At 31.4% G+C, this 23,136-nt stretch carries 24 protein-coding genes and 1 tRNA gene; 7 read left to right on the plus strand and 18 right to left on the minus strand.

From position 1 onward, the window contains the following. Positions 1-52 precede the first annotated feature (52 nt). The 6 genes from H2650_RS05310 to H2650_RS05335 form a co-directional block, all read right to left on the minus strand. Entirely contained in the window at positions 53-676 is a 624-nt protein-coding gene (locus tag H2650_RS05310; protein ID WP_188049722.1) for an FMN-binding negative transcriptional regulator, read from the minus strand. 88 nt (positions 677-764) lie between these two features. After that, on the minus strand, positions 765-1,778 hold the full coding sequence (gene murB / locus H2650_RS05315) for a UDP-N-acetylmuramate dehydrogenase (RefSeq protein ID WP_188049723.1): 1,014 nt from the start codon (positions 1,776-1,778) through the stop codon (positions 765-767). A gap of 216 nt (positions 1,779-1,994) precedes the next feature. After that, positions 1,995-3,059: a glycosyltransferase gene (locus H2650_RS05320; RefSeq protein WP_188049724.1), complete on the minus strand. Its 1,065-nt coding sequence runs from the start codon at positions 3,057-3,059 to the stop codon at positions 1,995-1,997. A 6-nt stretch (positions 3,060-3,065) separates the two neighbouring features. Continuing rightward, complete coding sequence (locus tag H2650_RS05325; protein WP_188049725.1) at positions 3,066-3,737, minus strand: DUF2461 domain-containing protein; 672 nt, start codon at positions 3,735-3,737, stop codon at positions 3,066-3,068. Positions 3,738-3,743: 6 nt separating this feature from the next. Next, on the minus strand, positions 3,744-4,442 hold the full coding sequence (locus H2650_RS05330) for a thioredoxin domain-containing protein (RefSeq protein ID WP_188049726.1): 699 nt from the start codon (positions 4,440-4,442) through the stop codon (positions 3,744-3,746). A gap of 78 nt (positions 4,443-4,520) precedes the next feature. Next, positions 4,521-5,600 (minus strand): DNA replication/repair protein RecF, encoded by a 1,080-nt coding sequence (locus H2650_RS05335; RefSeq protein WP_188049727.1) that lies wholly within the window; start codon positions 5,598-5,600, stop codon positions 4,521-4,523. A gap of 232 nt (positions 5,601-5,832) precedes the next feature. On the opposite strand from H2650_RS05335, the gene H2650_RS05340 reads away from it, so the two are divergent. The 6 genes from H2650_RS05340 (at position 5,833) to H2650_RS05365 (ending at position 12,069) form a co-directional block, all read left to right on the plus strand. Further along, positions 5,833-6,609 carry a tol-pal system YbgF family protein gene (locus H2650_RS05340; RefSeq protein ID WP_188049728.1) on the plus strand — a complete coding sequence of 259 codons (777 nt, stop codon included), beginning with the start codon at positions 5,833-5,835 and terminating at the stop codon, positions 6,607-6,609. 102 nt (positions 6,610-6,711) lie between these two features. Then, positions 6,712-7,287 (plus strand): 6,7-dimethyl-8-ribityllumazine synthase, encoded by a 576-nt coding sequence (ribH, locus tag H2650_RS05345; protein ID WP_188049729.1) that lies wholly within the window; start codon positions 6,712-6,714, stop codon positions 7,285-7,287. 163 nt (positions 7,288-7,450) lie between these two features. After that, the gene (mutL, locus tag H2650_RS05350) at positions 7,451-9,292 is read left to right on the plus strand and encodes a DNA mismatch repair endonuclease MutL (RefSeq protein ID WP_188049730.1); all 1,842 of its coding nucleotides are present in this window, start codon (positions 7,451-7,453) and stop codon (positions 9,290-9,292) included. After that, positions 9,289-10,035, plus strand: a complete 747-nt coding sequence (locus H2650_RS05355) for a rhomboid family intramembrane serine protease (protein WP_188049731.1) — start codon at positions 9,289-9,291, stop codon at positions 10,033-10,035. The genes mutL and H2650_RS05355 overlap by 4 nt, the downstream gene beginning before the upstream one ends. A 28-nt stretch (positions 10,036-10,063) precedes the next feature. Next, entirely contained in the window at positions 10,064-10,933 is an 870-nt protein-coding gene (locus H2650_RS05360; protein ID WP_188049732.1) for a rhomboid family intramembrane serine protease, read from the plus strand. Positions 10,934-11,022: 89 nt separating this feature from the next. Then, positions 11,023-12,069 carry an endonuclease/exonuclease/phosphatase family protein gene (locus H2650_RS05365; protein ID WP_188049733.1) on the plus strand — a complete coding sequence of 349 codons (1,047 nt, stop codon included), beginning with the start codon at positions 11,023-11,025 and terminating at the stop codon, positions 12,067-12,069. An 11-nt stretch (positions 12,070-12,080) separates the two neighbouring features. Here the strand turns inward: H2650_RS05365 and H2650_RS05370 are convergent, their stop codons facing one another. From H2650_RS05370 to H2650_RS05405, 8 genes are all read right to left on the minus strand, one after another. Next, positions 12,081-12,707, minus strand: coding sequence for a WbqC family protein (locus H2650_RS05370; protein WP_188049734.1), 627 nt, complete (start codon positions 12,705-12,707; stop codon positions 12,081-12,083). A 73-nt stretch (positions 12,708-12,780) separates the two neighbouring features. Next, a complete protein-coding gene (gene lepB, locus H2650_RS05375; protein ID WP_188049735.1) occupies positions 12,781-14,334 on the minus strand; it encodes a signal peptidase I in 1,554 nt (517 codons plus the stop codon). A 125-nt stretch (positions 14,335-14,459) separates the two neighbouring features. Then, complete coding sequence (gene dapB / locus H2650_RS05380) at positions 14,460-15,158, minus strand: 4-hydroxy-tetrahydrodipicolinate reductase (RefSeq protein WP_188049736.1); 699 nt, start codon at positions 15,156-15,158, stop codon at positions 14,460-14,462. Next, positions 15,159-15,356 carry a hypothetical protein gene (locus H2650_RS05385; protein ID WP_188049737.1) on the minus strand — a complete coding sequence of 66 codons (198 nt, stop codon included), beginning with the start codon at positions 15,354-15,356 and terminating at the stop codon, positions 15,159-15,161. A gap of 42 nt (positions 15,357-15,398) precedes the next feature. Beyond that, a complete protein-coding gene (locus H2650_RS05390; RefSeq protein ID WP_188049738.1) occupies positions 15,399-15,959 on the minus strand; it encodes a DUF5683 domain-containing protein in 561 nt (186 codons plus the stop codon). Then, on the minus strand, positions 15,960-16,859 hold the full coding sequence (locus H2650_RS05395; RefSeq protein ID WP_188049739.1) for a ParB/RepB/Spo0J family partition protein: 900 nt from the start codon (positions 16,857-16,859) through the stop codon (positions 15,960-15,962). Positions 16,860-16,863: 4 nt separating this feature from the next. Continuing rightward, the gene (locus H2650_RS05400) at positions 16,864-17,631 is read right to left on the minus strand and encodes a ParA family protein (RefSeq protein WP_188049740.1); all 768 of its coding nucleotides are present in this window, start codon (positions 17,629-17,631) and stop codon (positions 16,864-16,866) included. Positions 17,632-18,021: 390 nt separating this feature from the next. Further along, positions 18,022-18,096, minus strand: a tRNA-Pro gene (locus H2650_RS05405). 159 nt (positions 18,097-18,255) lie between these two features. Between H2650_RS05405 and trxB the strand changes: the two genes are divergently transcribed. Beyond that, positions 18,256-19,203 carry a thioredoxin-disulfide reductase gene (gene trxB / locus H2650_RS05410; RefSeq protein ID WP_188049741.1) on the plus strand — a complete coding sequence of 316 codons (948 nt, stop codon included), beginning with the start codon at positions 18,256-18,258 and terminating at the stop codon, positions 19,201-19,203. 112 nt (positions 19,204-19,315) lie between these two features. Here trxB and H2650_RS05415 read toward each other — a convergent pair whose 3' ends face one another. The 4 genes from H2650_RS05415 to H2650_RS05430 form a co-directional block, all read right to left on the minus strand. Beyond that, positions 19,316-20,149, minus strand: coding sequence for a GIN domain-containing protein (locus tag H2650_RS05415; RefSeq protein ID WP_188049742.1), 834 nt, complete (start codon positions 20,147-20,149; stop codon positions 19,316-19,318). 84 nt (positions 20,150-20,233) lie between these two features. Further along, complete coding sequence (locus H2650_RS05420; protein WP_188049743.1) at positions 20,234-20,974, minus strand: head GIN domain-containing protein; 741 nt, start codon at positions 20,972-20,974, stop codon at positions 20,234-20,236. A 2-nt stretch (positions 20,975-20,976) separates the two neighbouring features. Beyond that, positions 20,977-22,707, minus strand: a complete 1,731-nt coding sequence (locus tag H2650_RS05425) for a PspC domain-containing protein (RefSeq protein WP_188049744.1) — start codon at positions 22,705-22,707, stop codon at positions 20,977-20,979. Between the two features lie 2 nt (positions 22,708-22,709). Then, positions 22,710-23,042, minus strand: a complete 333-nt coding sequence (locus H2650_RS05430) for a PadR family transcriptional regulator (protein WP_091205948.1) — start codon at positions 23,040-23,042, stop codon at positions 22,710-22,712. Positions 23,043-23,136: the final 94 nt, after the last annotated feature.

Genomic DNA, 23,136 nt, shown 5'->3' on the forward strand with positions numbered 1-23,136 from the left:
GTGCAAAGGTATGAAATACAATTATCATTAGTAAATTATAAATTTATGAATTTTAAAGTTTTTCATAAGGACATTTTTTCATCTCTTTTGCTGTGGCAATAGACTCAGTTGTGTTTTTTTTCTCTAATTCTAGAATAATATTCTGATAATTTTTCTCGTCTCGATTTTGTGACATCTTGCGAGTGGCTTGAATTTCTTCAATTTCAATTTCAAAAGCAACAATTCCATTAACTTGTCTCATCGTTTTTGAAGATAAATCTTCTATACGAATTGGTTTTTCAGACTGCTGTTCGTGTTTATCCACTAATCTTTTTAACGAATTTACAACGGCTTCACCTTCAATTATTTTTATTTTTCCATATACATGTACGGCAATATAATTCCAAGTTGGCGCATTTTCATGATCATACCATGAAGAAGATATATATGAATTTGGTCCAGAAAAAATTGCTAAAACTTCTTCGTTTTGCTTAAAGCCTTCCCATTGTGGATTTTCCTTAGCGATATGACCTTCTAAAATGGTTTTCCCTTCATTATTAATCGCAAGTTCAAGCGGTATATGAGTGGCCCACAATTTTCCGTTAGTCTGATTGATCAATATGCCAAAACTATTCTCCTCTAGAAATTTATTTACTTCTTCCGGATTCTCATTTTTGTATATGTCTGGTGTAAACATGGTGGAATTTTTATTATTAAAGAATTTAAATTTTGAAAAAAACTGTTTATCAAGCAAAAAAATTTTGAATAGAATACTATTATTTTTTTTAAATAATATTGACTTCTGCTTCTATACGAATACCAAATTTTTTCAAAATAGTTTCCTGAATATTCCTTGAAACCTGTAGGATTTCTGCTCCAGTAGCATTGCCATAATTGACTAAAACTAAAGCTTGATTTTTATGAACTCCTGCGTCTCCAAAACGCTTCCCTTTAAATCCAGCTTGTTCTATTAGCCATCCAGCAGGAACTTTAACTTCAGTTTCAGAAATTTCATAATATTTCATTTCTGGAAATTGCTGCTTTATTGGTTCGAATTCTGATTTCAAAAGAATTGGATTTTTAAAAAAACTACCGCTATTTCCTAACTCCTTAGGATCGGGTAATTTACTTTGACGAATAGCAATTACTGCATTGCTAACCTCTTTTAAGGAAGGATTAGTTATGTTGTTTTTTGCTAATTCACTAATTATGTCTCCGTAGGAAGTATTAATTTGATGATTGTTTTTGGTTAATTTAAAAACAACTGAAGTAATGATGTATTGGTCTTTTGCCTCGTTTTTGAAGATGCTTTCTCGATATCCAAAACGGCATTCTTCTTTTGTAAAGTTTTTTATTACCTGATCTTTTACTGCAATGGCTTCACATGAAACGAAGGTGTCTTTGATTTCAGTTCCATAAGCTCCTATATTTTGAACAGGAGTGGTGCCTACATTTCCCGGGATCAATGACATGTTTTCTAAACCACCAAAATTGTGATCAATGGTCCAAAGAACAAATTCATGCCAGTTTTCTCCCGCTTGACTTTCAACCCAAACAAAATCTTCATTTTCTTTTATAATTTTTTTGCCTTTTAAATCGATATGTATTACAAGGGCATCTATGTCTTTTGTCAAAAGCATATTGCTTCCTCCTCCTAAAATGAATTTTTTATCAGATTTTTTTAACTCTAAAATGTCTTTTAGTTCTTCAAGTGTGTGAATGGCTACAAACTGTTTTGCTTTGGCTTCAATGCCAAAAGTATTGTGTTTTTTTAAAGAAAATTGATGTTGTATGTCCATGAAAGTGTTTGCTTTTTTGAATTCTTAATCCAAAAGTAATAATTATAATTTAGTTGGATAATTTTTCATTCATAGATGTGTTTTTTAATTTTATGAATGTTTAATTTATTATTTTCTCAATTATGAATTTTGAAATATTTGAGGGAATGTTTTGAAACTGAATCAAAAAATAATATCTTATTCAATTGAAAATTTCAATAGAATTATTTCTCGTTTTTAATTCTTAGTAGTATTGATTAACTCGTGATATCTTTCAGAAATGATTTTCATATTTATATTATAATCTGCATTTTTTTCTACAAATTTTCTATTTTTTACTACGGCTTCTTCTCTAAAATTCTTGTTTTCAAAGGACCATATTAATTCCGAGGCAAGCTTTTCATAATCATCAATTGGAATAAGTTGTCCGTTTTTACGATGTTGAATCCAAGATCTATTTCCAGGAATATCGGTAACAATGGGAAAACAATTGCAAGCCATAGCTTCAAATAAAGAGGCCGAAACACCTTCTGTTATTGGCATACTGATGTAAAAATTTGATTTTTGAAGTATTTTGGGTAATTCGGTATTAGCAATTCTTCCCGTAAAATTAACTTTCTTTTCAATATTTAAATTTCGGGCTAAATCTTTCAAATTTGTCAATTGATTTCCGTCTCCAATAATTGTAAGGGAGAAATCTATACCTTTTTCATTTAGCAATGAAAAAGCTTTAAGGATAGTATCATGACAGTATTCAGGCAATAAAGAACGAGTTAGTACTGCATTAATTTTTGATGGATTAGCGCTATTTATATTTTTAAATTTTTTGAGATCAATTCCTTTTGGTAGAACCAAAACCTTTTTCATAGCTACATTTCTCTCCTTCATAGAAACCGTCATTACGGGTCCCCAAGCATGTATTAAATCGGCTTTTTGAAATGCATATTTTTGAATCATTTTTTTTAAATGAAACGAAAATGATTTTTCAGGCCATAAATCAGTTCTGCCTTGTTGAGCAATCGCTACAGGTTTTACGCCAGATAAGGCAGCAAGAAAACCATAACTGGTGGTTCGTTCAGCAATAATCATATCCGGTTTTTGGAGTCGGCTAATTTTCTTTATTTTAAAAATTGCAAATAGAAACTCAAATATTCTTAAAATTCGGTTTAGATTAGAATTGCTTGGTGTTTTTAATTCCCACGTAATAATTTCAAAATCGCCAAATTCCCGAAGACCATTCATCCAAGTAATTGCATCGGCTCTGTAGGTTTCTCCAAGAAAAAGTATTTTCTTTTTTTTCATTTATAATTATTCCGACGTTAAGGCGCGATTTATAAAATCATTTAAAGGTTTTAATGCTATTAGTTTTCTACTCATCACAGTAACAAAGTCTTTTTTGGAAACGGACAAAAAATCGATTGCTTGAGAGGATTCAAAACTTTTTAATTTAAGTAATTCAATAGCTGGATGTTCTTTTTCGTAACCTCTAGGTGGATTTTTCAGGGTATTTTTTTCATTGCGATCAAAATCCTTAAATTCTGTTTTAAAGTTTTTTTCTTCAAGAATAGCTTCTAAATCATCATGGAAATAAGCAATTTCCTTACGCATTTTTTTTAAGTCTTCAGATTCAGGACAGTAAAGTCCGCCTGCAATAAAACTAGCGCCTTTTTCTAAATGTATGTAGTATCCAGAACGGTTCAAACCTTTACTTCCTGAGGAGAACCAAAGTCCTAAATGTGTTTTATAGGGAGTTTTGTCTTTTGAAAACCGAATGTCTCGATTAATTCGAAAGGTGCAATTTTTTACTTCGAGCATTTCTAAGGAAGGATCAAGCGGTTTCAGAGCGTCTAGAAAGGAAGCTGCTAATTGCTGATAATCTTTTTTGAAGGCCTCATATCTTTTCTTGTTTTCTAAAAACCAATCTCTATTGTTATTGGCTTTTAAATCGTCTAGAAATTGTATTGTTTCTTTTGAAAGCATGTTCGGTTATTGTATTTGTTTTCTTAAGTCTTCTTCACTTATATAACCAGAATGTTTCCATTTTATCGCTCCTTTTTCATGTACAAATAATGTAGGAAGTTCACTAATTTTCAGTGCATCCATCAATGTTTTGTTTTTATCAGCATCTAATCTAATAATTACAACATTTTCATTTTCTTCTTTTTGCATTTTAGCAAGGTAAGGAGCCATTTTTTTACAAGGAGCGCACCATTCTGCATAAAAATTAATAAGTACCTTTTTATCTGAATTTACTAATTTGTTGTATTCTTGAACAGACATTCCGCTCACTTTATCACTTGGCTTAGACAAGCCTGCAGCATCCCATTTCAAGATTCCACCTTGTAGTTGATAAATGTTTTTGAAACCTAATTCTTCTAATTTATTAACAGCATTTTGACTTCTTCCGCCACTTTTACAATACACAAAAACAGGTTTTGTTTTGTCTATCTTTTCTACATCTGTCACAAAGCTATTTCCTAACCAATTAATATTTATGGCATTATCTAGGTGTGATCCCGAAAATTCCTCAGGAGTTCTTACATCTAAAATTTGTGCATTTGGAGTTTCGGCTATTTTTTCGGCAAAATCTTTTGCTTCTATTGTTTTTACGTCCTTAGCGTTTTGTGCATTGCACGAGAATATTATAAAGGAAATAATTACGAGTATTTTTAGATTGAATTTCAAGGTGTTTTAATTTTAAAATGATTAGGCTAAATTAGTTATTTTTTCACTTTGCCAAGGCTAATGAAGTCTTAAATAAAACTATAAATTGAAAATTTTATAGGATTGATGTGTAGATTTTAAAATTTCTTCTGTGCGATCCGCATGCGTATCAGAAATAAAAAGCTGACCGAAAGTATCGCTATTTACCATTTCGATTATTTTTGAAACTCGGTTTTCATCTAATTTATCAAAGATGTCATCAAACAGTAAAATGGGCTTTACGCCACTTTGTTTTTTTAAAAATTCAAATTGCGCTAATTTCAGAGCGATAAGATAGGTTTTTTGCTGTCCCTGAGAACCAAATTTTTTAATTGGGTAATGGTCGATTTCAAAAGCTAGATCATCTTTATGAATACCGACACTTGTATAATGCAAAGCCCGATCTTTATTGATGTTTTCCTGCAAAAGTAGGAGGAGTTCTTTTTCGAATAAATGACTTTCATATACCAATCGTACGCTTTCTTGTGAACCTGTTATTGCTTGATGGTGCTTATTGAAAATAGGAATAAATTGTTCGATAAATTCTTTTCTTTTTTCAAAAATAAATTTTCCTAAACCGTCTAGTTGCTCATTATAAATAGACAATGTATCGTTTTCAAAAACATGGTTTAAAGCAAAATATTTTAATAATGCATTACGCTGGTTGATTACTTTTTGATATTGAATGAGTTGCTGTAAATACTGAGCGTCCAATTGCGAAATTACACTATCCATAAATTTTCTTCTAGTTTCGCTTCCTTCAACAATCAAATCTCTATCAGCTGGTGATATAATCACTAAAGGGATGAAACCAATATGATCTGAAAACTTATCATAGGATTTACCATTTCGTTTAAGTATTTTTTTTTGCCCTTTTTTTAAACTGCAAACAATTTGTTCACTCCTCTCGTTTTTTTCGAATGTCGCATCAATTACAAAAAACTCTTCACCATGTTTGATGTTTTGCACAGCCAATGGATTAAAATAGCTTTTTCCGTAAGATAAATGATAAATTGCATCGAGAACATTAGTTTTTCCAATGCCGTTTTTGCCAACAAAACAGTTTATTTTGGTGTCGAAATCAAAATTTGCTTCTGAAAAATTTTTGTAATTGAAGAGGGAAATATTTTTTAAATACATGTATAAAGCTTGCTGGTATTGAGAATTTTGCTGTTTTTAGGCCATTTTTTTAAAGAGGGTGCAAATTATCGAAAATTATCGATATAAAGCATTTTTCTGTTTGTTTCTCTGGTAAATAATTTGCCTTAACTAGTAAAGAATCATTAATAACGTTTTTTTTTAATATTAAAGCATATTTCTTGTGTGGGTTTGAATAAAAATTTTATTTTTGCGATTCACTAAATAATAAAAAATGGCAACGTACAATAAACGAGGATATAAAGCACCAAAAGAAAAAGAAGTAAAAGATGATGCAGTTAATGCAACTGTAATTGATGAAAAAGACAGCACAACAGCTGAAGTTTTTTCTAAATTAGATCAAACGGCTTCAATGACAGAGGATTGGGTAGCTAAAAATCAAAAAATAATTATAGGATTAGTTGCAGCAGCAGCGATATTTACTATTGGTTATTTGGCGTATCAACGTTTTATTGCTTCACCAAAACAAGAAGAAGCGGCTAATGAAATGTTTCTTGCAGAGCAAAACTTTCAAAAAGCAACTGATGGTGTAGCGAGCGACTCTTTATATAAATTGTCATTAAATGGTGCTGAAGGTAAATTTGGTTTTTTGAAAATTGCAGATGAGTATTCAGGAACTGATGCTGGTAATTTAGCGAACTATTATGCTGGAATTGCGTATTTGAATACTGGAAAATATACAGAAGCAATTGAGTATTTAAATAAATTTAAGTCGGATGATATTGTTCTTGGTGCTTTAGCTAAAGGAGCAATAGGAGACGCTTATGCTGAAAAAAATCAAGCTAAAGAAGCTTTAGATTTTTATGTTAAAGCAGCTAATACAAACAAAAATGATTTTACTACACCACGTTTTTTATTAAAAGCAGCTAAAACAGCATTGGCTTTGGGTAATAAATCGGATGCTTTAAAATATCTAAATGATATTAAAGATAATTACGATGGATCTCCGGAATCAGGTTCAGCGGATGTTTTAATTGGTTTAGCGCAATAGTTAAAATTGATTTAAGATTGAATTTGAGACTAGGTATTTTTGATTTCAAAATGGTATCTTTAACTACTTAAATTATAATCTAAAATTTTAAATAGAGATCAAATGGCTACTGTAAATAAAAATTTATCAGAGTACGATAAAAATTCAATCCCAAACGCGAAAGACTTTCGCTTTGGGATTGTTGTTTCTGAATGGAATGATGTGATTACTGAAGGACTTTGTAGAGGTGCTGTAGAAGCACTTTTAGAAAATCAAGTTCCGGCTCATCACATAATACGTTGGAATGTTCCTGGTAGTTTTGAACTTATTTATGGTTCAAAAAAAATGTTACAAACACAAAATGTTGATGCCGTTATAGCCATAGGATGTGTTATTCAAGGTCAAACTAAGCATTTTGATTTTGTTTGTGAAGGAGTTGCTCAGGGAATTAAAGATTTAAACGTTCAAACTGATATTCCAGTTATCTTTTGTGTATTGACTGATAATACAATGCAACAATCTATTGACAGAAGCGGAGGAATTCATGGTAATAAAGGTACAGAAGCTGCAATAGCAGCTATAAAGATGGCTTTTATTCGTCAGCAAGCTTCTCTAACACATCAAATAGACAATCAACATTTGTTGTCCTCAGGGCCTATTCAAATAGAAGAAGGTGGTCCGCTAGAATTGAAAGAATAAATTGTTAAAATAATTTATAAAAATTTAAGCCTATACTATTTTGATAGTATAGGTTTTGTTTTATTAATGATTAAATAAGCTACAATTCCCAGTAGAAAATTATTAAATTTGCGACTCTTACTTTCGAAAATTAAAACAAAAATCTTTAAAATTAAATTTTTTAATGTCGAGTATAATTCAATTACTTCCTGATCACGTTGCCAATCAAATTGCTGCTGGAGAAGTGGTTCAAAGACCTGCTTCGGTGGTCAAAGAACTACTTGAAAATGCTGTTGATGCAAGGGCAACCGATATCAAGTTAATTATCAAAGATGCTGGGAAAGCATTAGTACAAGTAATTGATAATGGTTTAGGGATGAGTGTTACCGATGCGCGTTTGTGTTTTGAACGCCATGCCACCTCAAAAATCCGTCAAGCCGAAGATTTATTTTCATTACATACAAAAGGTTTTCGCGGTGAAGCTTTGGCTTCTATTGCTGCAATTGCTCATGTTGAAATGAAAACCAAGCAAGATCAAGAGGAACTTGGAACTCATATTGTGGTTGAAGGAAGTAAATTTGTATCTCAAGAAGTTGCTGTTTTACCAAAAGGGACTTCATTTGCTGTCAAAAATTTATTCTTTAATATTCCTGCGCGACGCAATTTTTTGAAATCGGATACCGTTGAATACCGTCATGTAATTGATGAGTTTCAACGCGTAGCTTTGGCACATCCTAAAATTCATTTTACTTTTTATCATAACGGTAGCGAAATGTTTAATTTGCCCTCTTCGACATTGCGTCAAAGAATTGTTGCTGTTTTTTCAGGTAAAACCAATGAAAAATTAATACCGGTACAAGAGGAAACCGAAATAATAACAATTGAAGGATTTGTAAGTAAACCTGAATTTGCAAAAAAAAGTAGGGGAGAACAGTTTTTCTTTGTAAATGATCGATTTATAAAAAGTGGTTATTTGCATCATGCGGTGATGGCTGCTTATGATGGAATCTTAAAAGAAGGGACACAGCCGAGTTATTTCTTGAATTTAACTTTGCCACCCAACACCATCGATATTAATATTCATCCTACTAAAACGGAAATCAAGTTTGATGATGAACAAGCATTATATGCTATTTTACGAGCATCAATTAAGCATAGTTTGGGTCAGTTTAATGTTGCGCCAGTTTTAGATTTTGATCGCGATTCTAATTTGGATACGCCTTATCATTATAAAGATTTAGATGGAGAAACTCCCACAATACAAGTGGATGGAAGTTTTAATCCCTTTGCTGAACAAAGACCAAGCAAACAATTTACTTCTTATAAAAAACCAGAACCAACTGCCAATTGGGAGAGTTTATATGTAGGCTTAGAACAAGATTCACAGGAAATGGAGCATCTTACTTTCGAGAATGAAGAGATGACTTCTTCTTTATTTAATGATGAAGAAATTGAGCAATCAGTTCATAAAACTTACCAAATACATAAAAAATATATCATTTCATCAATAAAATCAGGAATGGTAATTGTAGATCAGCAACGCGCTCATCAACGGGTGTTATATGAACAGTTTTTGGTAAATATGACCGTAAATCAAGCTTCTAGTCAGCAATTGCTGTTTCCGTTAAACTTGTTTTATTCAACTACCGAAATGGAACTTATTAGTGGACTTCAGCTATCGCTTATGAATACTGGATTTGTTTTTGAAGAGAATAATAAGGACCATATTGTTATTTCTGGAATTCCAGTGAATGTTACAGAAAGTGAAGTATCTATAATTTTTGAACAGTTATTGAGTGATTTACAAGACGGAATTCCCGAAAGTAGTTTTAGTCAAAACGATACAATAGCCAAGTCAATGGCTAAAAGTCTGGCGGTAAAGACCGGGACACATTTGACAGAAAAAGAACAGGAAAATTTGGTAAACGGGCTTTTTGCTTGTAAAGATCCTAATGTTTCCCCATTTCAGAAACCCACTTTCATCACTATGCGTGTGGAAGATTTAGATAAAAAATTTGTAATATGAGAAATGTAACAGAGACCGTTAAACAATTAATTATTATTAATGTTTTGTTTTTTGTTGGTACTTTAGCTTTAGGAGATGTTGCGTATAAGTATTTAGCGCTATATTTTCCTGAGAATCCTAGTTTTCAATTTTGGCAACCCATTACCCATATGTTTATGCATGGTGGATACATGCACATTTTCTTTAATATGTTCGCCTTGTATTCTTTTGGATCTGCTTTAGAGAGCTTTTGGGGAAGCAAAAAATTTCTATTTTTCTATATATCATGTGGTTTAGGTGCTGCTTTATTACACACAGGTGTAAATTATTATTACTTTCAAGATGGTTTAAATACCTTAATAAGTCATGGATTTCAAAAGCAAGAAATTTTACAATTATTAAATGAAGGAAAGATAAATACGAGATGGCAAGAAATTTTAACCGTTTCTGATTTCCAAAACTTTACTAGCGCTTACATGGGAACTGCAGTAGGAGCCTCTGGTGCTATTTATGGAACTATTGTGGCTTTTGCTTTTATGTTTCCAAATGCAGAGTTAGCTTTAATGTTTATTCCAGTACCTATTAAGGCAAAATATTTTGTCCCTGGTTTAGTATTAATCGATTTGTATTTAGGAATTTCTGGACAGTCTATTTTTGGCGGTGGAGGAATTGCACACTTTGCCCATGTTGGTGGTGCTTTATTTGGATTTATCATTATGTGGTATTGGAAGAAGAACCAATTCAATCAAAATCGTTGGAATTAATTTAATACCATAAAACTCCTAGAAGGATATGAATATATTAGACGACTTAAAATTGCAATACAAGGCAGGAGGAATAGTAATTAAGCTAATTTTCTGGAATATTTCATTATTTGTAATCCCTTGGTTATTTTTTGCCATTTTATCTTTCTTAGGTCTTACTATTGATTATATAGATTATGTAAGTTTGTCGTCAAATCCTTCTTTTTTATTATGGAAACCTTGGTCTTTGCTTACCTATGCTTTTTTTCACAGTGGTTTCATGCACATTATTTTTAATTTGATTGTTTTAAATTTTGCTGGCCGATTGTTTATGACGTATTTTACAGGGAAGCAATTATTGGGTTTATATATCTTTAGTGCAATTTTTGCTGGAATTATTTATATTTCGGTATTTTATATTCTTAATATTAATGCTCCAATTGTGGGTGCTTCTGCAGCAATAATGGCGATTTTGGTTGCAACGGCAACCTATAATCCTTTCATGGAGCTACGGTTGTTTATCATAGGAAATGTAAAATTGTGGCATGTAACGGCAGTGATTGTTCTTATTGACTTGATGCAAATCCGTTCTGAAAATATGGGAGGACATATTTCACATCTTGCAGGTGCTTTTTTTGGTTTTATATTTATTAAATTGCTACAAAATGGAACTGATTTAAGTAAAGTTGTTACTTCAGTTTTAGATTTTTTTGCAAATTTATTCAATAAAAGACAAAGCACACCATTTAAAAAAGTACATAAAAACTACAATAAACCCGTTGAAAAAGTTGTTTCTAAAATAGTTACTAAAGACAAATCTCAGCAGCAAATCGATGAGATTTTAGATAAAATTAGTCAATCCGGTTATGATAGTTTAACAAAAGAAGAAAAAGAATTCTTGTTTAAAGTGGGGAAATAAATACCTTTTAGATATAAAATACGTTTATAAGTTTTGGCCCATATCCTATCTATTTTTTATGTCTGTTTGATAATACTAAAATATAGCAAATGAAAAATCTGTCATGGTTTAATAAAGTAATGTTTTTTTTAAATATTGTTCTTACACTGGTGACTTTCATTGCTTATGTTTTGCCTTTCTTGGCCCCAAAATCTTTTCCTTTGTTGTCAGTATTAACTCTTTTCATGCCTCTTTTTTTTATATTTAATGCTTTGTTTTTTATTTATTGGGCATTTCAATTTAAAAAACAATTGGTAGTTTCCGGTTTAGTTTTATTGTTAGGAATTACTTTTATAAATAAATTCTACAAATTTTCTGCTCCAAAATTTTCTGTAGAAGAAGATGACTTTACTGTAATGAGTTATAATGTTCGTCTGTTAAACGTTTTTAAGTGGATTGACAGAGATGATGTTCCAACAGATATTGTAGGTTTTATAAATGAAAAAAATCCCGATATTTTGTGCATTCAGGAATACGCACCTTCTGCTAATATTGATCTAAAAGTTTATCCACACCGCTATATTTTTACAACAGGTGATAAAATTAAAGGCGGTCAAGCTATTTTCTCTAAATTTCCTATTATCAATCAGGGAAATATCATTTTTCCAAATTCTAATAATAATGTTGTTTTTGCAGATATAAAAAAAGGAAAGGATATTATCCGAGTGTACAACATGCACTTGCAATCCATTAAAATTTCTCCAGATGTAAATGAAATAGATGAGAATATTGATGTCATTAACCAGCAGAAATCGCAAAAGTTGTTTATTAGAATCAGTAAAGCTTTTAAGCAACAACAGCAACAAGCTGAAATATTTGCTACTCATAAAACGGAATGTACTTATCCAATTATCATCTGCGGAGATATGAATAACAGTGCTTTTTCTTATGTTTACAGAAGTATTAAGGGGAAAATGAAGGATGGTTTTGAAGAAGCTGGAACTGGTTTTGGAAGCACCTATAAATTTAGATATTATCCCGCTAGAATTGATTATATTTTTACTGATGAAAAAATGACTGTCAAGAGTTTTGAAAGCTTCCCTAGTTTTATCAATTCAGATCATTTTCCTATCCTTGCACGATTATCATTAGAGTAAAAGTGACTTTACTATTTGATGATTAATTTTTGTTCTTTAAGATAATCCATTGCATATTTGCCTTCATTGAATAATAGATCCAAAATACTAAGGTTGTTAAGGAATCCATATTTATCATCAAAAACCTGAGTGTATTTCTCAAATTCAGAAATGTCTTTTTTTCCTTCAACTAAATTTCTATAGTCAGACATATTATTCTGATCTAATTGATGAAAATATTCGGTAGTTTTATTGTATTCCACTTTCATTCTTAAACATTTGAATACAATATCTAATACTTCAAAATTAAGATCTAATAAGAACTCATACTTTTTTTCGAAAAGAGGACGAAGATCATCTTCAAAAAACTCGAAAAAAGGAGAACTTCTATAGGCTGCTTCTAAAGATTTAAAATGTTGTTTTTGCCAATCAAAATCAGGTTCAATTCTAATTTCTTTTGTTTTTTGACGGTTTTCTTTTGAATGCTTAATTGGAATGTTTAGTAATAAAATTCCGTTTGGACTGTAGATATAAGTTCTATTTCTATTGGTTTGTTTTTGGAAATTATCCTCAATTTCAAAAGTAATTTTATCCGCCTGAGCCATAGCAACGAAATGACTAATCGATGGGAAATAGGTAGGGTGTATTAAAGTATTCATTTGTTTACTAGTTTAAAAAGTAAAGAGTAAAGTCTAATATTATTTTAAACCTTACCCTTTCAATTCCTTATGTTTACACTTTTGTCTTTTTTCTTTTTTTCCAAAAATATTCACCTACAAAGAAAACTACTAAACCGAGTAAGAACAATTTAAAGTAGGATTGAGGTTGTCCTTCACCACTAACTGTAGTAAAAACTCTATCCCAGCGTATTTTATTTATTCCTTTACCGTTCGGATCAATACTTAGCCAGATAAAAATAGGTTTTCCTACGATATGATTTTGTGGTACAAAACCCCAATAACGGCTATCTTCAGAGTTGTGACGGTTGTCTCCCATCATCCAATAATAATTTTGATTAAAGGTATAAGTAGTTGCTACTTTGCCATTAATTTTTATTTCTGAACCCTCTACCTTTAACTCATTATTTTCGTAATCTGTTATTATCGCTTTGTAAAAAGGTAACGTTTCTAAGTTCAAAGCAACAGTTTTTCCTTGTTGCGGAATGTATATTGGTCCGTAATTATCCTTATTCCATTTGTTAATATGTGGAAAAACGCCATTGTCTGGAGCAGTAGAAATTTGTCTTATAACAGCTGTAATTCCGGGTGTGTCTTTAAATCTTTGCGCTCCAACTTCTGTTAATGCACTTAAAAAAAGAGTATCTCTTTTTACGTCATTTGTAAAAAAAGCTGGATCTGTTATGTCTAAATCTTTAAATAAATATTCAAGATTAACAGCAGTTTTTCCATCAAAAGCAATTTTATAAGAGAATTGTGGTTTTGCTCTCTCTGGTAATTGTAATATTTTACCATCAATGTAAACGACTCCATCTTTTATAGCCAAAGAATCTCCAGGTATACCAACACATCTTTTTACATAATTTGATTTTTTGTCAACAGGCTTATAAGCACGTCTTTTTGATGTGTCAAAAAAACGATATACAGTATCTACGGGCCAGTTAAAAACTACAATATCGGTACGATTAATATTCTGAATTCCCGGTAATCTCATGTACGGCAATTGAGGATAGGATAAGTAGGATTTTAGTTTTGTCAAGGGAATTGAGTCATGAACCATCGGTAATGCAATAGTAGTCATAGGTACTCTAGCTCCGTAATTCATTTTGCTAACAAATAGAAAATCTCCAACTAATAATGATTTTTCTAATGAAGAAGTTGGGATTGTGTACGGTTGAATTAAATAAGTATGTACCAATGTGGCTACAATAACTGCAAAAAGCAAAGAACTTATCGTATCTGCTGTTTTTGATTTTGGAACTAAACTTCTGTCTGATACGAACTCTAATTTTTGTGTGTAGTTTACATAATAGATATAAAATCCAAGAGTAAAAATTCCTAAAAAAGTATCTAAAGTAGAGCGTTTTCCAAAACTACGTAACGTTTCTATCCAAACAACAGGAAACATAATCAAGTTGATAATAGGAAGAAATAATAAAATGGTCCACCAGGTAGGTCTTTTTATTATTTTCATTAAAACGATTGCATTATACACAGGAATTGCTGCTTCCCATTTTTTTCTACCAGCGCTTTCATACAATTTCCAAGTTCCTAAAAAGTGAACGATTTGGATAAGCAAGAAAAAAATAAACCATTGATATACTGACATAATATGATGTTTTTTTGATTAAATAATTGCTAAGCTAAACAGGAGCTAACTCGACAATGTTTGTGATTAATATATTTGATTGAAAATTATAAAATAAATACAAAAAATAATAGATTAAAACCCTTTTAAAGTTCTAGAACATCCTTCATAGTAAAAACGCCTTGTTTGCCAACAATCCATTCTGCAGCAATTAAGGCTCCAAGAGCAAAACCTTCTCGATTGTGAGCAGTATGTTTTATTTCTATTGCGTCTACGCCCGAATTGTAAGTTACCGTGTGTGTTCCCGGTACTGATCCTATTCGTTTGGTTTCTATATGAATTTGTTTTGGCGCTGCATTTTCTAAAGTCCACTCCGTGTAAGAACTATTTTCGATTATTCCTCTGGCTAATGAAATTGCCGTTCCGCTTGGTGCATCTAATTTTTGAGTATGATGAATTTCTTCCATATTTACAGAATAAGAATCAAATTTTGACATGATTTTTGCCAAATATTCATTGATTTCAAAGAAAATATTTACCCCTAAACTAAAATTAGAGCTAGAGATAAATCCACCATTAGTAGACTTACACAACGCGACCATTTCATCATAGTGTTCGAGCCAACCTGTTGTCCCTGAAATTACAGGAACATTAGCATGAAAACAAGCAGAGATATTTTGAACTGCAGCAGAGGGAACACTAAAATCAATTGCTACATCAGCATTAGAAAGTCCTTCAAAAGTGCTGTTTTCGTCTTTTTTCAAAACGATTTCATGGCCTCTTTCAAGCGCTATTCGCTCAATAACTTGACCCATTTTTCCATATCCTAAAAGCGCAATTTTCATTTATTTAGTTTTTATGTAATTTAGCATTCCTACAAAAGCTAATGGTATGAGTATTCCAATAAATGCTCCTGAAAAAAAATCATTCATTCTTAAGGATTCAAAACTTTTGATATTGGAGTAATTTATTAAATTAATCAAAATTAGAAACGAAATGATTATTAAATAATACCTATTTCCTATTTTGTCATTTAATCTCATACTGGGTATTTATTTAAATTTGTATGTTCTTAATTTTACCTATTAAAAACGGTAATTAAGGGTTAGTCCAACATTTGTTTTTAATGTTACATCATTTGGGTAAAGTACTGGACGTATCGATAGAGATTCATCAACATTAAATTGGATTAAAGCGGCATCTACATTGGCATCAATAATATTTAACGCATAAAATGCGATTGTAATTAAAGCCGATAAGTCGCGATTTCTTTGGTAAAATTTTTGTGCAGCAATTAATCGAGTATTGTCTAAAAAAGCTAAATCGTCGGTGACATATCCTTCTAATCTGCTTTTATAAGCATCTCTATACTGATGGTATTTTTTATTATTATCAATATAAAAATAAAGACTGGTACCAAGAGCACCATAAACTAAAGGAATTTTCCAATATTTTTTGTTGTAGGCTTGTCCTAAACCTGGTAAAACTGCTGAGAAAAAAGCAGCTTTTGCTGGAGTCAAAGGATCAATGTCATTTGATTTCAAAGTGTCTTTAGCCACAAGAACTGCATCTGTTTTTTTTTGCGAATAAACAGTTGCAGTTCCAAGGCTAAATAAGAATAGAACTATGAAAATAATTTTATTCACTTATTCGTTTATTAATTTAATGATTCTATTAAAATCTTCTTCAGAGTCAAAAGGAATGGTAATTTTACCTTTGCCATTTCCAGCTATTTTAACATCTACTTTAGCTCCAAAATAATTGACAAAGAGGTTTTTTTGAGAGTCCTCAATTTCAAAAGAAGCTGTTTTAGGCTTTCCTTCGGGTTTAGGTTTTAAACTTTCTTGATAGTTTTTTACCAATGCCTCTGTATCACGTACCGATAAGTTTTGACTTACGATTTTTTGATAGATGTCAGTTTGAATATCAAGATCTTCAATATTGATTATCGCACGTCCATGACCCATACTAATAAAACCATCACGAATCCCAGTTTGGATAATTGGATCTAACTTTAATAGTCGTAAATAATTGGCGATTGTAGATCTTTTTTTACCCACACGTTCACTCATTTGCTCCTGCGTTAATTGAATTTCATCAATTAAACGTTGGTAAGAAAGTGCAATTTCTATTGGATCTAAATCATGACGCTGGATGTTTTCTACCAATGCCATAACCAGCGATTCGTTATCATTTGCAATACGAATGTAAGCAGGAACAGTAGTCAATCCCACTAAAGTAGAAGCGCGAAGACGACGTTCTCCAGAAATTAATTGGTACTTATTAAATTCTAGCTTTCTAACAGTAATAGGCTGAATAACACCTAATTCTCTAATAGAAGTTGCTAGTTCTCTTAGCGATTCTTCATTGAAGTTACTTCTAGGCTGAAAAGGATTTATTTCAATAGCTTCTATTTCAAGCTCAATAATATTTCCCACTACTTTATCTGCATTCTTATCATCAACAGATTTTATATCGTTTTCTGGATCTTTTAATAATGCTGATAACCCTCTTCCTAAGGCTTGTTTTTTAAGTGCTTTTGCCATAAAACTATTTACTGTTTTTCTTTATAACTTCTTGAGCCAAGTGCAGATAATTAATAGCCCCTTTACTTGTTGCGTCATAGTTTATAATGCTTTCGCCAAAACTAGGTGCTTCACTCAATTTTACATTTCTTTGTATGATTGTGTCAAAAACCATGTCATTAAAATGTTTTTGAACCTCTTCTACTACTTGGTTAGACAAACGCAATCTAGAATCGAACATCGTCAATAATAATCCTTCTATATCTAAATCTGGATTGTGTATTTTTTGGATACTTTTTATAGTATTTAACAATTTACCTAGACCTTCTAATGCAAAATATTCACATTGAATTGGAATGATTACAGAATCAGCAGCAGTCAATGCATTCAAAGTTAGCAATCCTAATGAAGGAGCACAATCAATAATGATGTAGTCGTAGTCATCTTTAATGCTTTCTAGCGCTTTTTTAAACATATATTCTCTGTTCTCTTTGTCTACCAATTCTATTTCGATAGCCACAAGATCAATATGTGCTGGAATAATATCTACGTTTATAGCATTACACTTTATAATAGCCTCTTTTGGAGTATGACTGTGTTCTAGAATTTGATAGGTACCAATTTCAACAGATTCAACATCAATTCCAACTCCAGAGCTGGCATTTGCTTGTGGATCAGCATCAATAAGTAATACTTTCTTTTCTAAAACTCCTAATGAAGCAGCAAGATTAACCGATGTTGTAGTCTTTCCAACTCCTCCTTTTTGATTAGCAATCGCGATGATTTTGCCCATTTATTTTTATAATTTTGAACGGTAAAAATACAATTATTTATGGTTTCAAAAAATCTATTTTGTAAACATTTCTTAAAGTTTGATTCCTTGCTATTTACCCATTTTTATTTTGACAGTCTATCACTATTTTATAGCTGTTGTTCCTACTATTGACGTGAATTTTTATCCTATTATCGGTTTTTCAGGGTTTTAAAAACAAAGGTGTTTTGGTTGGTTTTATTCTCTAACAATAACAAATCAATACAGTTTACAATTGTTTTATTGTTCTTTTGGGTATTTTTATTGGTTTGAAATCCCGTTTTTGGTTTAAAAATCAAGTTGAAAAGTGGAGTTGCTTTTTTTTAAATTAGTTCCATAAAAAAAGCCGAACATTGCTGTTCAGCTTTTTTGTCGGGGTGGCAGGATTCGAACCTGCGGCCTCCTGCTCCCAAAGCAGGCGCGATAACCGAGCTACGCTACACCCCGTAATCGAGTGCAAAGATAAAACTTTTTTTGTGTTTTACAAGTGATAGTTTTAAATTGATTGCGATTATTTTTAAATAGCTAAATGTGATGGGTTTTTGAATCGATTTTTTAATAAAAAACATACATTTGCATCAATAAAAATTATTATAAAATTCCATTATGTCAGATACAATAGAAAAAATTAAATGTCTTATTATAGGTTCTGGTCCCGCTGGTTATACAGCTGCAATATACGCTGCAAGAGCAAATATGAATCCTGTTTTATATCAAGGTATGCAGCCCGGTGGACAACTAACAACAACTAATGAAGTAGAAAACTGGCCTGGAAATCCAGAAGGAATAACGGGTCCAGAGATGATGGTAGGTTTAGAAGCGCAAGCTAAACGTTTTGGTACAGATGTACGTGATGGCTGGGCAACTGAAGTTTATTTTTCAGATAATGTACATAAAGTGTGGATCAACGGAACTAAAGAATTGCATTGTGAAACTGTAATTATTTCTACAGGAGCTTCTGCTAAATATTTAGGTTTACCTTCAGAACAACATTATTTAAAAATGGGTGGTGGAGTTTCTGCCTGTGCGGTATGCGATGGTTTTTTCTACAGAAATCAAGAAGTAGTTATCGTTGGAGCAGGAGACTCTGCTTGTGAAGAAGCACATTACTTATCTAAACTTTGTAAAAAAGTAACCATGTTGGTTAGAAGCGAAAAATTTAGAGCTTCTAAAATTATGGAAGAACGTGTTCGCAAAACCGAAAATATTACCATTTTAATGAATCACGATACTATTGAGGTTTTAGGAGACGAGCAAGTAGTAACTGGAGTAAAAGTGTTGAATAAAAATAATGGTGAAACTGCTACAATTGAGGCTACAGGTTTTTTCGTAGCTATTGGTCATAAGCCTAATACTGATATTTTTAAGGATTACATCACTCTAGATGAAACAGGATATATTGTTAATACTCCTGGAAGTGCTAAAACGAATGTGCCAGGTGTTTTTGTTGCCGGAGATGCTGCAGACAGCGTATACCGTCAAGCAATTACTGCTGCTGGAACAGGTTGTATGGCTGCTCTAGATGCAGAACGCTATTTAGCTTCTAAAGAATAAGTGATTATAAAATAGTATAAAAAAAGAGTCCCAATTTTTACAAATTGGGACTCTTTTTTTATACTTCATATACTGTATTAAAGAATTTTTCTTAATTATAAAATACATGTTTTTACTTCAATTTTTTAAGAAGTTTAGCTTCATCTAAAAACTTGCGTATTTCTATTTTTGGATTTCCCAAGAGTTGAATTTCAGATTTATTTGTTGCCTCAATCATCACTTCTTTTTCTACAAATAAACTGCAGGAAGAATAGCTTTCTGCTGTAATGTCTCCTTTTTTAGTAGTTAACTTATTTCCAACAAAGGTTGCATTATTGTCTAATCGAATAGCCGTGTTTAGAGCAGTTCCTTCAATAGTTGCATTTGTTTTTTGATACTGATCCACCTTTAAAAAACTGGTGTTGATCAATGCTTTTAAAGAAGCATTTTTATTTAGTTCAACAGTTGCATTTTCTGATTTTAAATTCAGTTCTGTTTTTGTTTTGTCTCCTGCTTGAAGTAAAAAATCTTTGGTATTGGCATTTAAAAATAATTTTGACGCATCTTGTGCTTTTATCGTAATTGAATTTAATAAAAGTTCCTGAATCGAGTTGATGGTCGTATCATCTTTTGAAGTGATTAGATTTAATTCATCGGTATAAGTGACTTTTACTATTATTTTTTTGTAATTAGTGATATTCTTTGTCGTAAAAATACGCAAGGTGCTGTCATGCAATTCAAAAGAAATAATATCCTGTAAATTTTCGTCAGCTTCTATCTTTAATTCTGCTTTTTCTCCTCTTTCTAAATATACCTCAAGATTATCTTCAATCAGCAAAGCTGAAAATTTACCAACTTCTCTACGTTCTATGGTTACTATTTTAGATCCTTTTATCTTTTCTTTTTTTTGAGCAAACAAGATCGTTGTTGCTAAAAAGAGTAGGAGTAGCGTAAGGTATTTTTTCATGATTATTTGTATTAATGTATTTACAAATATAAAAAAATCATCCATTTTTTGATGGATGATTTTTTTATATTTACCTGCTTTTTTTTATTCTTGATCGATACTTCCGCCAGAACTTGTATTTTTAGATATCGATTTAGGCTGAATGTCATATGTAATACTTCCTCCGCTAGAAGCTTCAGCATTTAACTTAACAATTGGATGAACACTAATCCTTGCTCCACTAGATACATCTGCAATAACTTCATTAGCAAGCATCTTTACAGCAATTATTTCACTTCCACTAGATGCATTCGCTTCTAATTTTAATGATTTACCATTAAGTATAATGATGCTTCCGCTACTGGTATCACAACTAATATTATCCGATTCAATATTGATGTTAATGCGTGCAGCACTAGAAGTATTTAAACGAATGTTTTCTCCTTTTAAAGTGTTTTTGCTGGTGATTTTTGAATTACTAGTAGCTTCTAATTCATCAATAATCGGCATTTTAACACTTACTTTTTTTGTTTTCGTATCGATTTGAAAATTTTTATCGCATGAAATAATAAGAGTGCCATTCTCTACTTTTGTAGTGATGTGTTTTTGCAAATTATCATCAGCTTCAACCATTATTTTTGTAGTATTCGATTGTTCGATTACAACCTCAATAGAATTGTTTACTTCAATACTTGTAAAATCACTTTCTACATTTCTTTTTTCAGTAGTAATATTTCCGCTACCTTTAATTGACTTGAGATTTATAGAATAATTACAAGATGCAAACAACAGTGCGGTTAAGGTTACTAAAATAAATTTTGTGATTAATGTTAAAATTTTTAGCATGACTAGTTAGTTTTAATTATTATACCGTCTTTATTTATTTTTAATTCTTTAAACACTTTTTTTGAATTTTTTATAGTATCTCCTTTAACTGATACCCCATTCTCATTGATAGTTATTGAGGTTTGCTTAGTATCATTTTCAGAATCGTAATCACTATTATAGTCTTCTTCAGTATCACAATTTAAACATCTTACTTTGTTCTCCTCAACTTTGTAAACATTAGTATTAGATTCTGGATTCCACAAAAAGTAATCTGCATCGGTGCGGTCATAGTTTCGCAAAGATTCATCCGGTTTTAATAAAGTTCCTTTTGGTAAATATAAAGTGATTTCAATTTCTTGATCTCTGTATTTGTTTTTTAAATCTGTTAACAAATAGTTGTCTAAAATTAAATGACTTCCTTCTATTTTATAGCTGTATTTAATTTGTTCAGCTCTTTTCTTGGCTTCAGATAATGATTTTCCTTTTGCTTCTTTCTCAATCTGAATATAAGGTAGTTTTTCATTCGTTTTTTCTATTTTTAAAGAAACTTCATTCGAATAAATTACATCTGTTCCTGTTGAGTCCTGTGAAATTATAAAGTCATTGCGATCATTAATGTTTTTTGCGAAATAATCACTGTGCGTAAACTTTATAAAAAGAGTATCAGTAGGTTTTAAATTTAAGATCTCTTTTTTTACGACTCTACCATCTACAGCAAATGCGCTTGCTTGTTTGACTCCAATAGAAATTAACAACGCCATTGCAATTATCCAAAGTGCTAATAAAGTATATTTAGCAATGCTTCCTATTGATTTTATGTTAGGTGACACTAATTTAAATCCTAAAAGTATCAAGAAGAAATTTGGAATTGCTATTGCTATAAAAACCAATGCTCCAAAAACCCAAATCGGATAATCTGTAAAATTTCCTGACTCAATAAATTGGTGAAAAGGAAAGTTTCCAAAATTAGTAGAACCTAAAGTTAAGGCGCCAACTAAAAAAACGATAATCATTGCTAAACCAGATAGGATTAAAATTATTCCTAGAAATTTTGCAAACACATTAAAAAGAGTCACGATGAAATCACTTAATGAATTTCCTAATTTACCAGCACCACTCTTAATTTGATTTCCGTATTTGTCATAATCTGCGTTTTTGAATTTGTCTGAAACATTCTCAAACTCTTCTCTAACTTTTTTCTCTATGTTTGAAATTGTTACTGGTTCTCCAGTCATTTCTAGTTTTTCGGAAGTAGTTATTGCCTCAGGAGTTACAATCCACAGAATGATATAAGCTAAAATACCAGTTCCAAACCCAGCAAATACTAATAGAATAAGTACCACTCTGATCCATACGGCATCTATTCCAAAATAATATCCTAAACCAGAAGCAACGCCACCAATCATTCCTTTTTCTTTGTCACGATACAGTTTTTTAGTTCCTCTAGTATCCGAATTATTAAAGGTAGTATGGCTTGTATTTTCCTCTTCTATAATGTAATCTTCGGGTTGTCCCATTACTGCAATAACTTCATCTACATCTTTTAAAACAATAACATGTTTATCACTAATTTGTTTTTCATGTAATAATTCTGAAACGCGCATTTCAATATCTTTTATTATTTCATCACGACCAGATGAGTTTGATAAAGAACGTTTTATGGCGTCAAAATAACGAGTTAGTTTTTGGTATGCATCTTCATCTATATGGAAGAACATTCCGCCTAAGTTTATATTTACAGTTTTATTCATGACTATTGTTTTTGGTTGGTTATAAGGTTTACGGCATCGGATAGTTCTGTCCAAGTACCATTAAGTTCGTTTAAGAAAGTTTGGCCTATTTCGGTTAGTCCATAATATTTTCTGGGTGGTCCAGAGGTCGATTCTTCCCAACGGTAGTTGAGTAATCCGTCGTTTTTAAGTCTAGTTAGTAGCGGATAAATAGTTCCCTCAACCACTAGTAATTTTGCGTTTTTTAAAGTGTCTAATATCTCCGATGTATAGGCATCTTTCTCTTTTAATACAGATAAGATGCAGAACTCGAGAACCCCTTTGCGCATTTGGGCTTTTGTGTTTTCAATGTTCATAATTCATTTGTTGTTTTAGTTGATTAAACTGTTCTTTTTTTGATTGATGTGCCAGCATTATTTCTTGGCAAGATGAAAATTGATTTTGCATGAT

Source organism: Flavobacterium sp. GP15, from assembly GCF_014281985.1.
GTDB classification, from domain to species: domain Bacteria; phylum Bacteroidota; class Bacteroidia; order Flavobacteriales; family Flavobacteriaceae; genus Flavobacterium; species Flavobacterium pygoscelis.

What these genes read in the sequence shown, in the direction of transcription:
- H2650_RS05310 (WP_188049722.1), bottom strand. Translation starts at nt 676, where the DNA reads ATGTTTACACCAGACATATACAAAAATGAGAATCCGGAAGAAGTAAAT.
- murB (WP_188049723.1), bottom strand. Translation starts at nt 1,778, where the DNA reads ATGGACATACAACATCAATTTTCTTTAAAAAAACACAATACTTTTGGC.
- H2650_RS05320 (WP_188049724.1), bottom strand. Translation starts at nt 3,059, where the DNA reads ATGAAAAAAAAGAAAATACTTTTTCTTGGAGAAACCTACAGAGCCGAT.
- H2650_RS05325 (WP_188049725.1), bottom strand. Translation starts at nt 3,737, where the DNA reads ATGCTTTCAAAAGAAACAATACAATTTCTAGACGATTTAAAAGCCAAT.
- H2650_RS05335 (WP_188049727.1), bottom strand. Translation starts at nt 5,600, where the DNA reads ATGTATTTAAAAAATATTTCCCTCTTCAATTACAAAAATTTTTCAGAA.
- H2650_RS05340 (WP_188049728.1), top strand. Translation starts at nt 5,833, where the DNA reads ATGGCAACGTACAATAAACGAGGATATAAAGCACCAAAAGAAAAAGAA.
- ribH (WP_188049729.1), top strand. Translation starts at nt 6,712, where the DNA reads ATGGCTACTGTAAATAAAAATTTATCAGAGTACGATAAAAATTCAATC.
- mutL (WP_188049730.1), top strand. Translation starts at nt 7,451, where the DNA reads ATGTCGAGTATAATTCAATTACTTCCTGATCACGTTGCCAATCAAATT.
- H2650_RS05355 (WP_188049731.1), top strand. Translation starts at nt 9,289, where the DNA reads ATGAGAAATGTAACAGAGACCGTTAAACAATTAATTATTATTAATGTT.
- H2650_RS05360 (WP_188049732.1), top strand. Translation starts at nt 10,064, where the DNA reads ATGAATATATTAGACGACTTAAAATTGCAATACAAGGCAGGAGGAATA.
- H2650_RS05365 (WP_188049733.1), top strand. Translation starts at nt 11,023, where the DNA reads ATGAAAAATCTGTCATGGTTTAATAAAGTAATGTTTTTTTTAAATATT.
- H2650_RS05370 (WP_188049734.1), bottom strand. Translation starts at nt 12,707, where the DNA reads ATGAATACTTTAATACACCCTACCTATTTCCCATCGATTAGTCATTTC.
- lepB (WP_188049735.1), bottom strand. Translation starts at nt 14,334, where the DNA reads ATGTCAGTATATCAATGGTTTATTTTTTTCTTGCTTATCCAAATCGTT.
- dapB (WP_188049736.1), bottom strand. Translation starts at nt 15,158, where the DNA reads ATGAAAATTGCGCTTTTAGGATATGGAAAAATGGGTCAAGTTATTGAG.
- H2650_RS05385 (WP_188049737.1), bottom strand. Translation starts at nt 15,356, where the DNA reads ATGAGATTAAATGACAAAATAGGAAATAGGTATTATTTAATAATCATT.
- H2650_RS05395 (WP_188049739.1), bottom strand. Translation starts at nt 16,859, where the DNA reads ATGGCAAAAGCACTTAAAAAACAAGCCTTAGGAAGAGGGTTATCAGCA.
- H2650_RS05400 (WP_188049740.1), bottom strand. Translation starts at nt 17,631, where the DNA reads ATGGGCAAAATCATCGCGATTGCTAATCAAAAAGGAGGAGTTGGAAAG.
- trxB (WP_188049741.1), top strand. Translation starts at nt 18,256, where the DNA reads ATGTCAGATACAATAGAAAAAATTAAATGTCTTATTATAGGTTCTGGT.
- H2650_RS05415 (WP_188049742.1), bottom strand. Translation starts at nt 20,149, where the DNA reads ATGAAAAAATACCTTACGCTACTCCTACTCTTTTTAGCAACAACGATC.
- H2650_RS05420 (WP_188049743.1), bottom strand. Translation starts at nt 20,974, where the DNA reads ATGCTAAAAATTTTAACATTAATCACAAAATTTATTTTAGTAACCTTA.
- H2650_RS05425 (WP_188049744.1), bottom strand. Translation starts at nt 22,707, where the DNA reads ATGAATAAAACTGTAAATATAAACTTAGGCGGAATGTTCTTCCATATA.
- H2650_RS05430 (WP_091205948.1), bottom strand. Translation starts at nt 23,042, where the DNA reads ATGAACATTGAAAACACAAAAGCCCAAATGCGCAAAGGGGTTCTCGAG.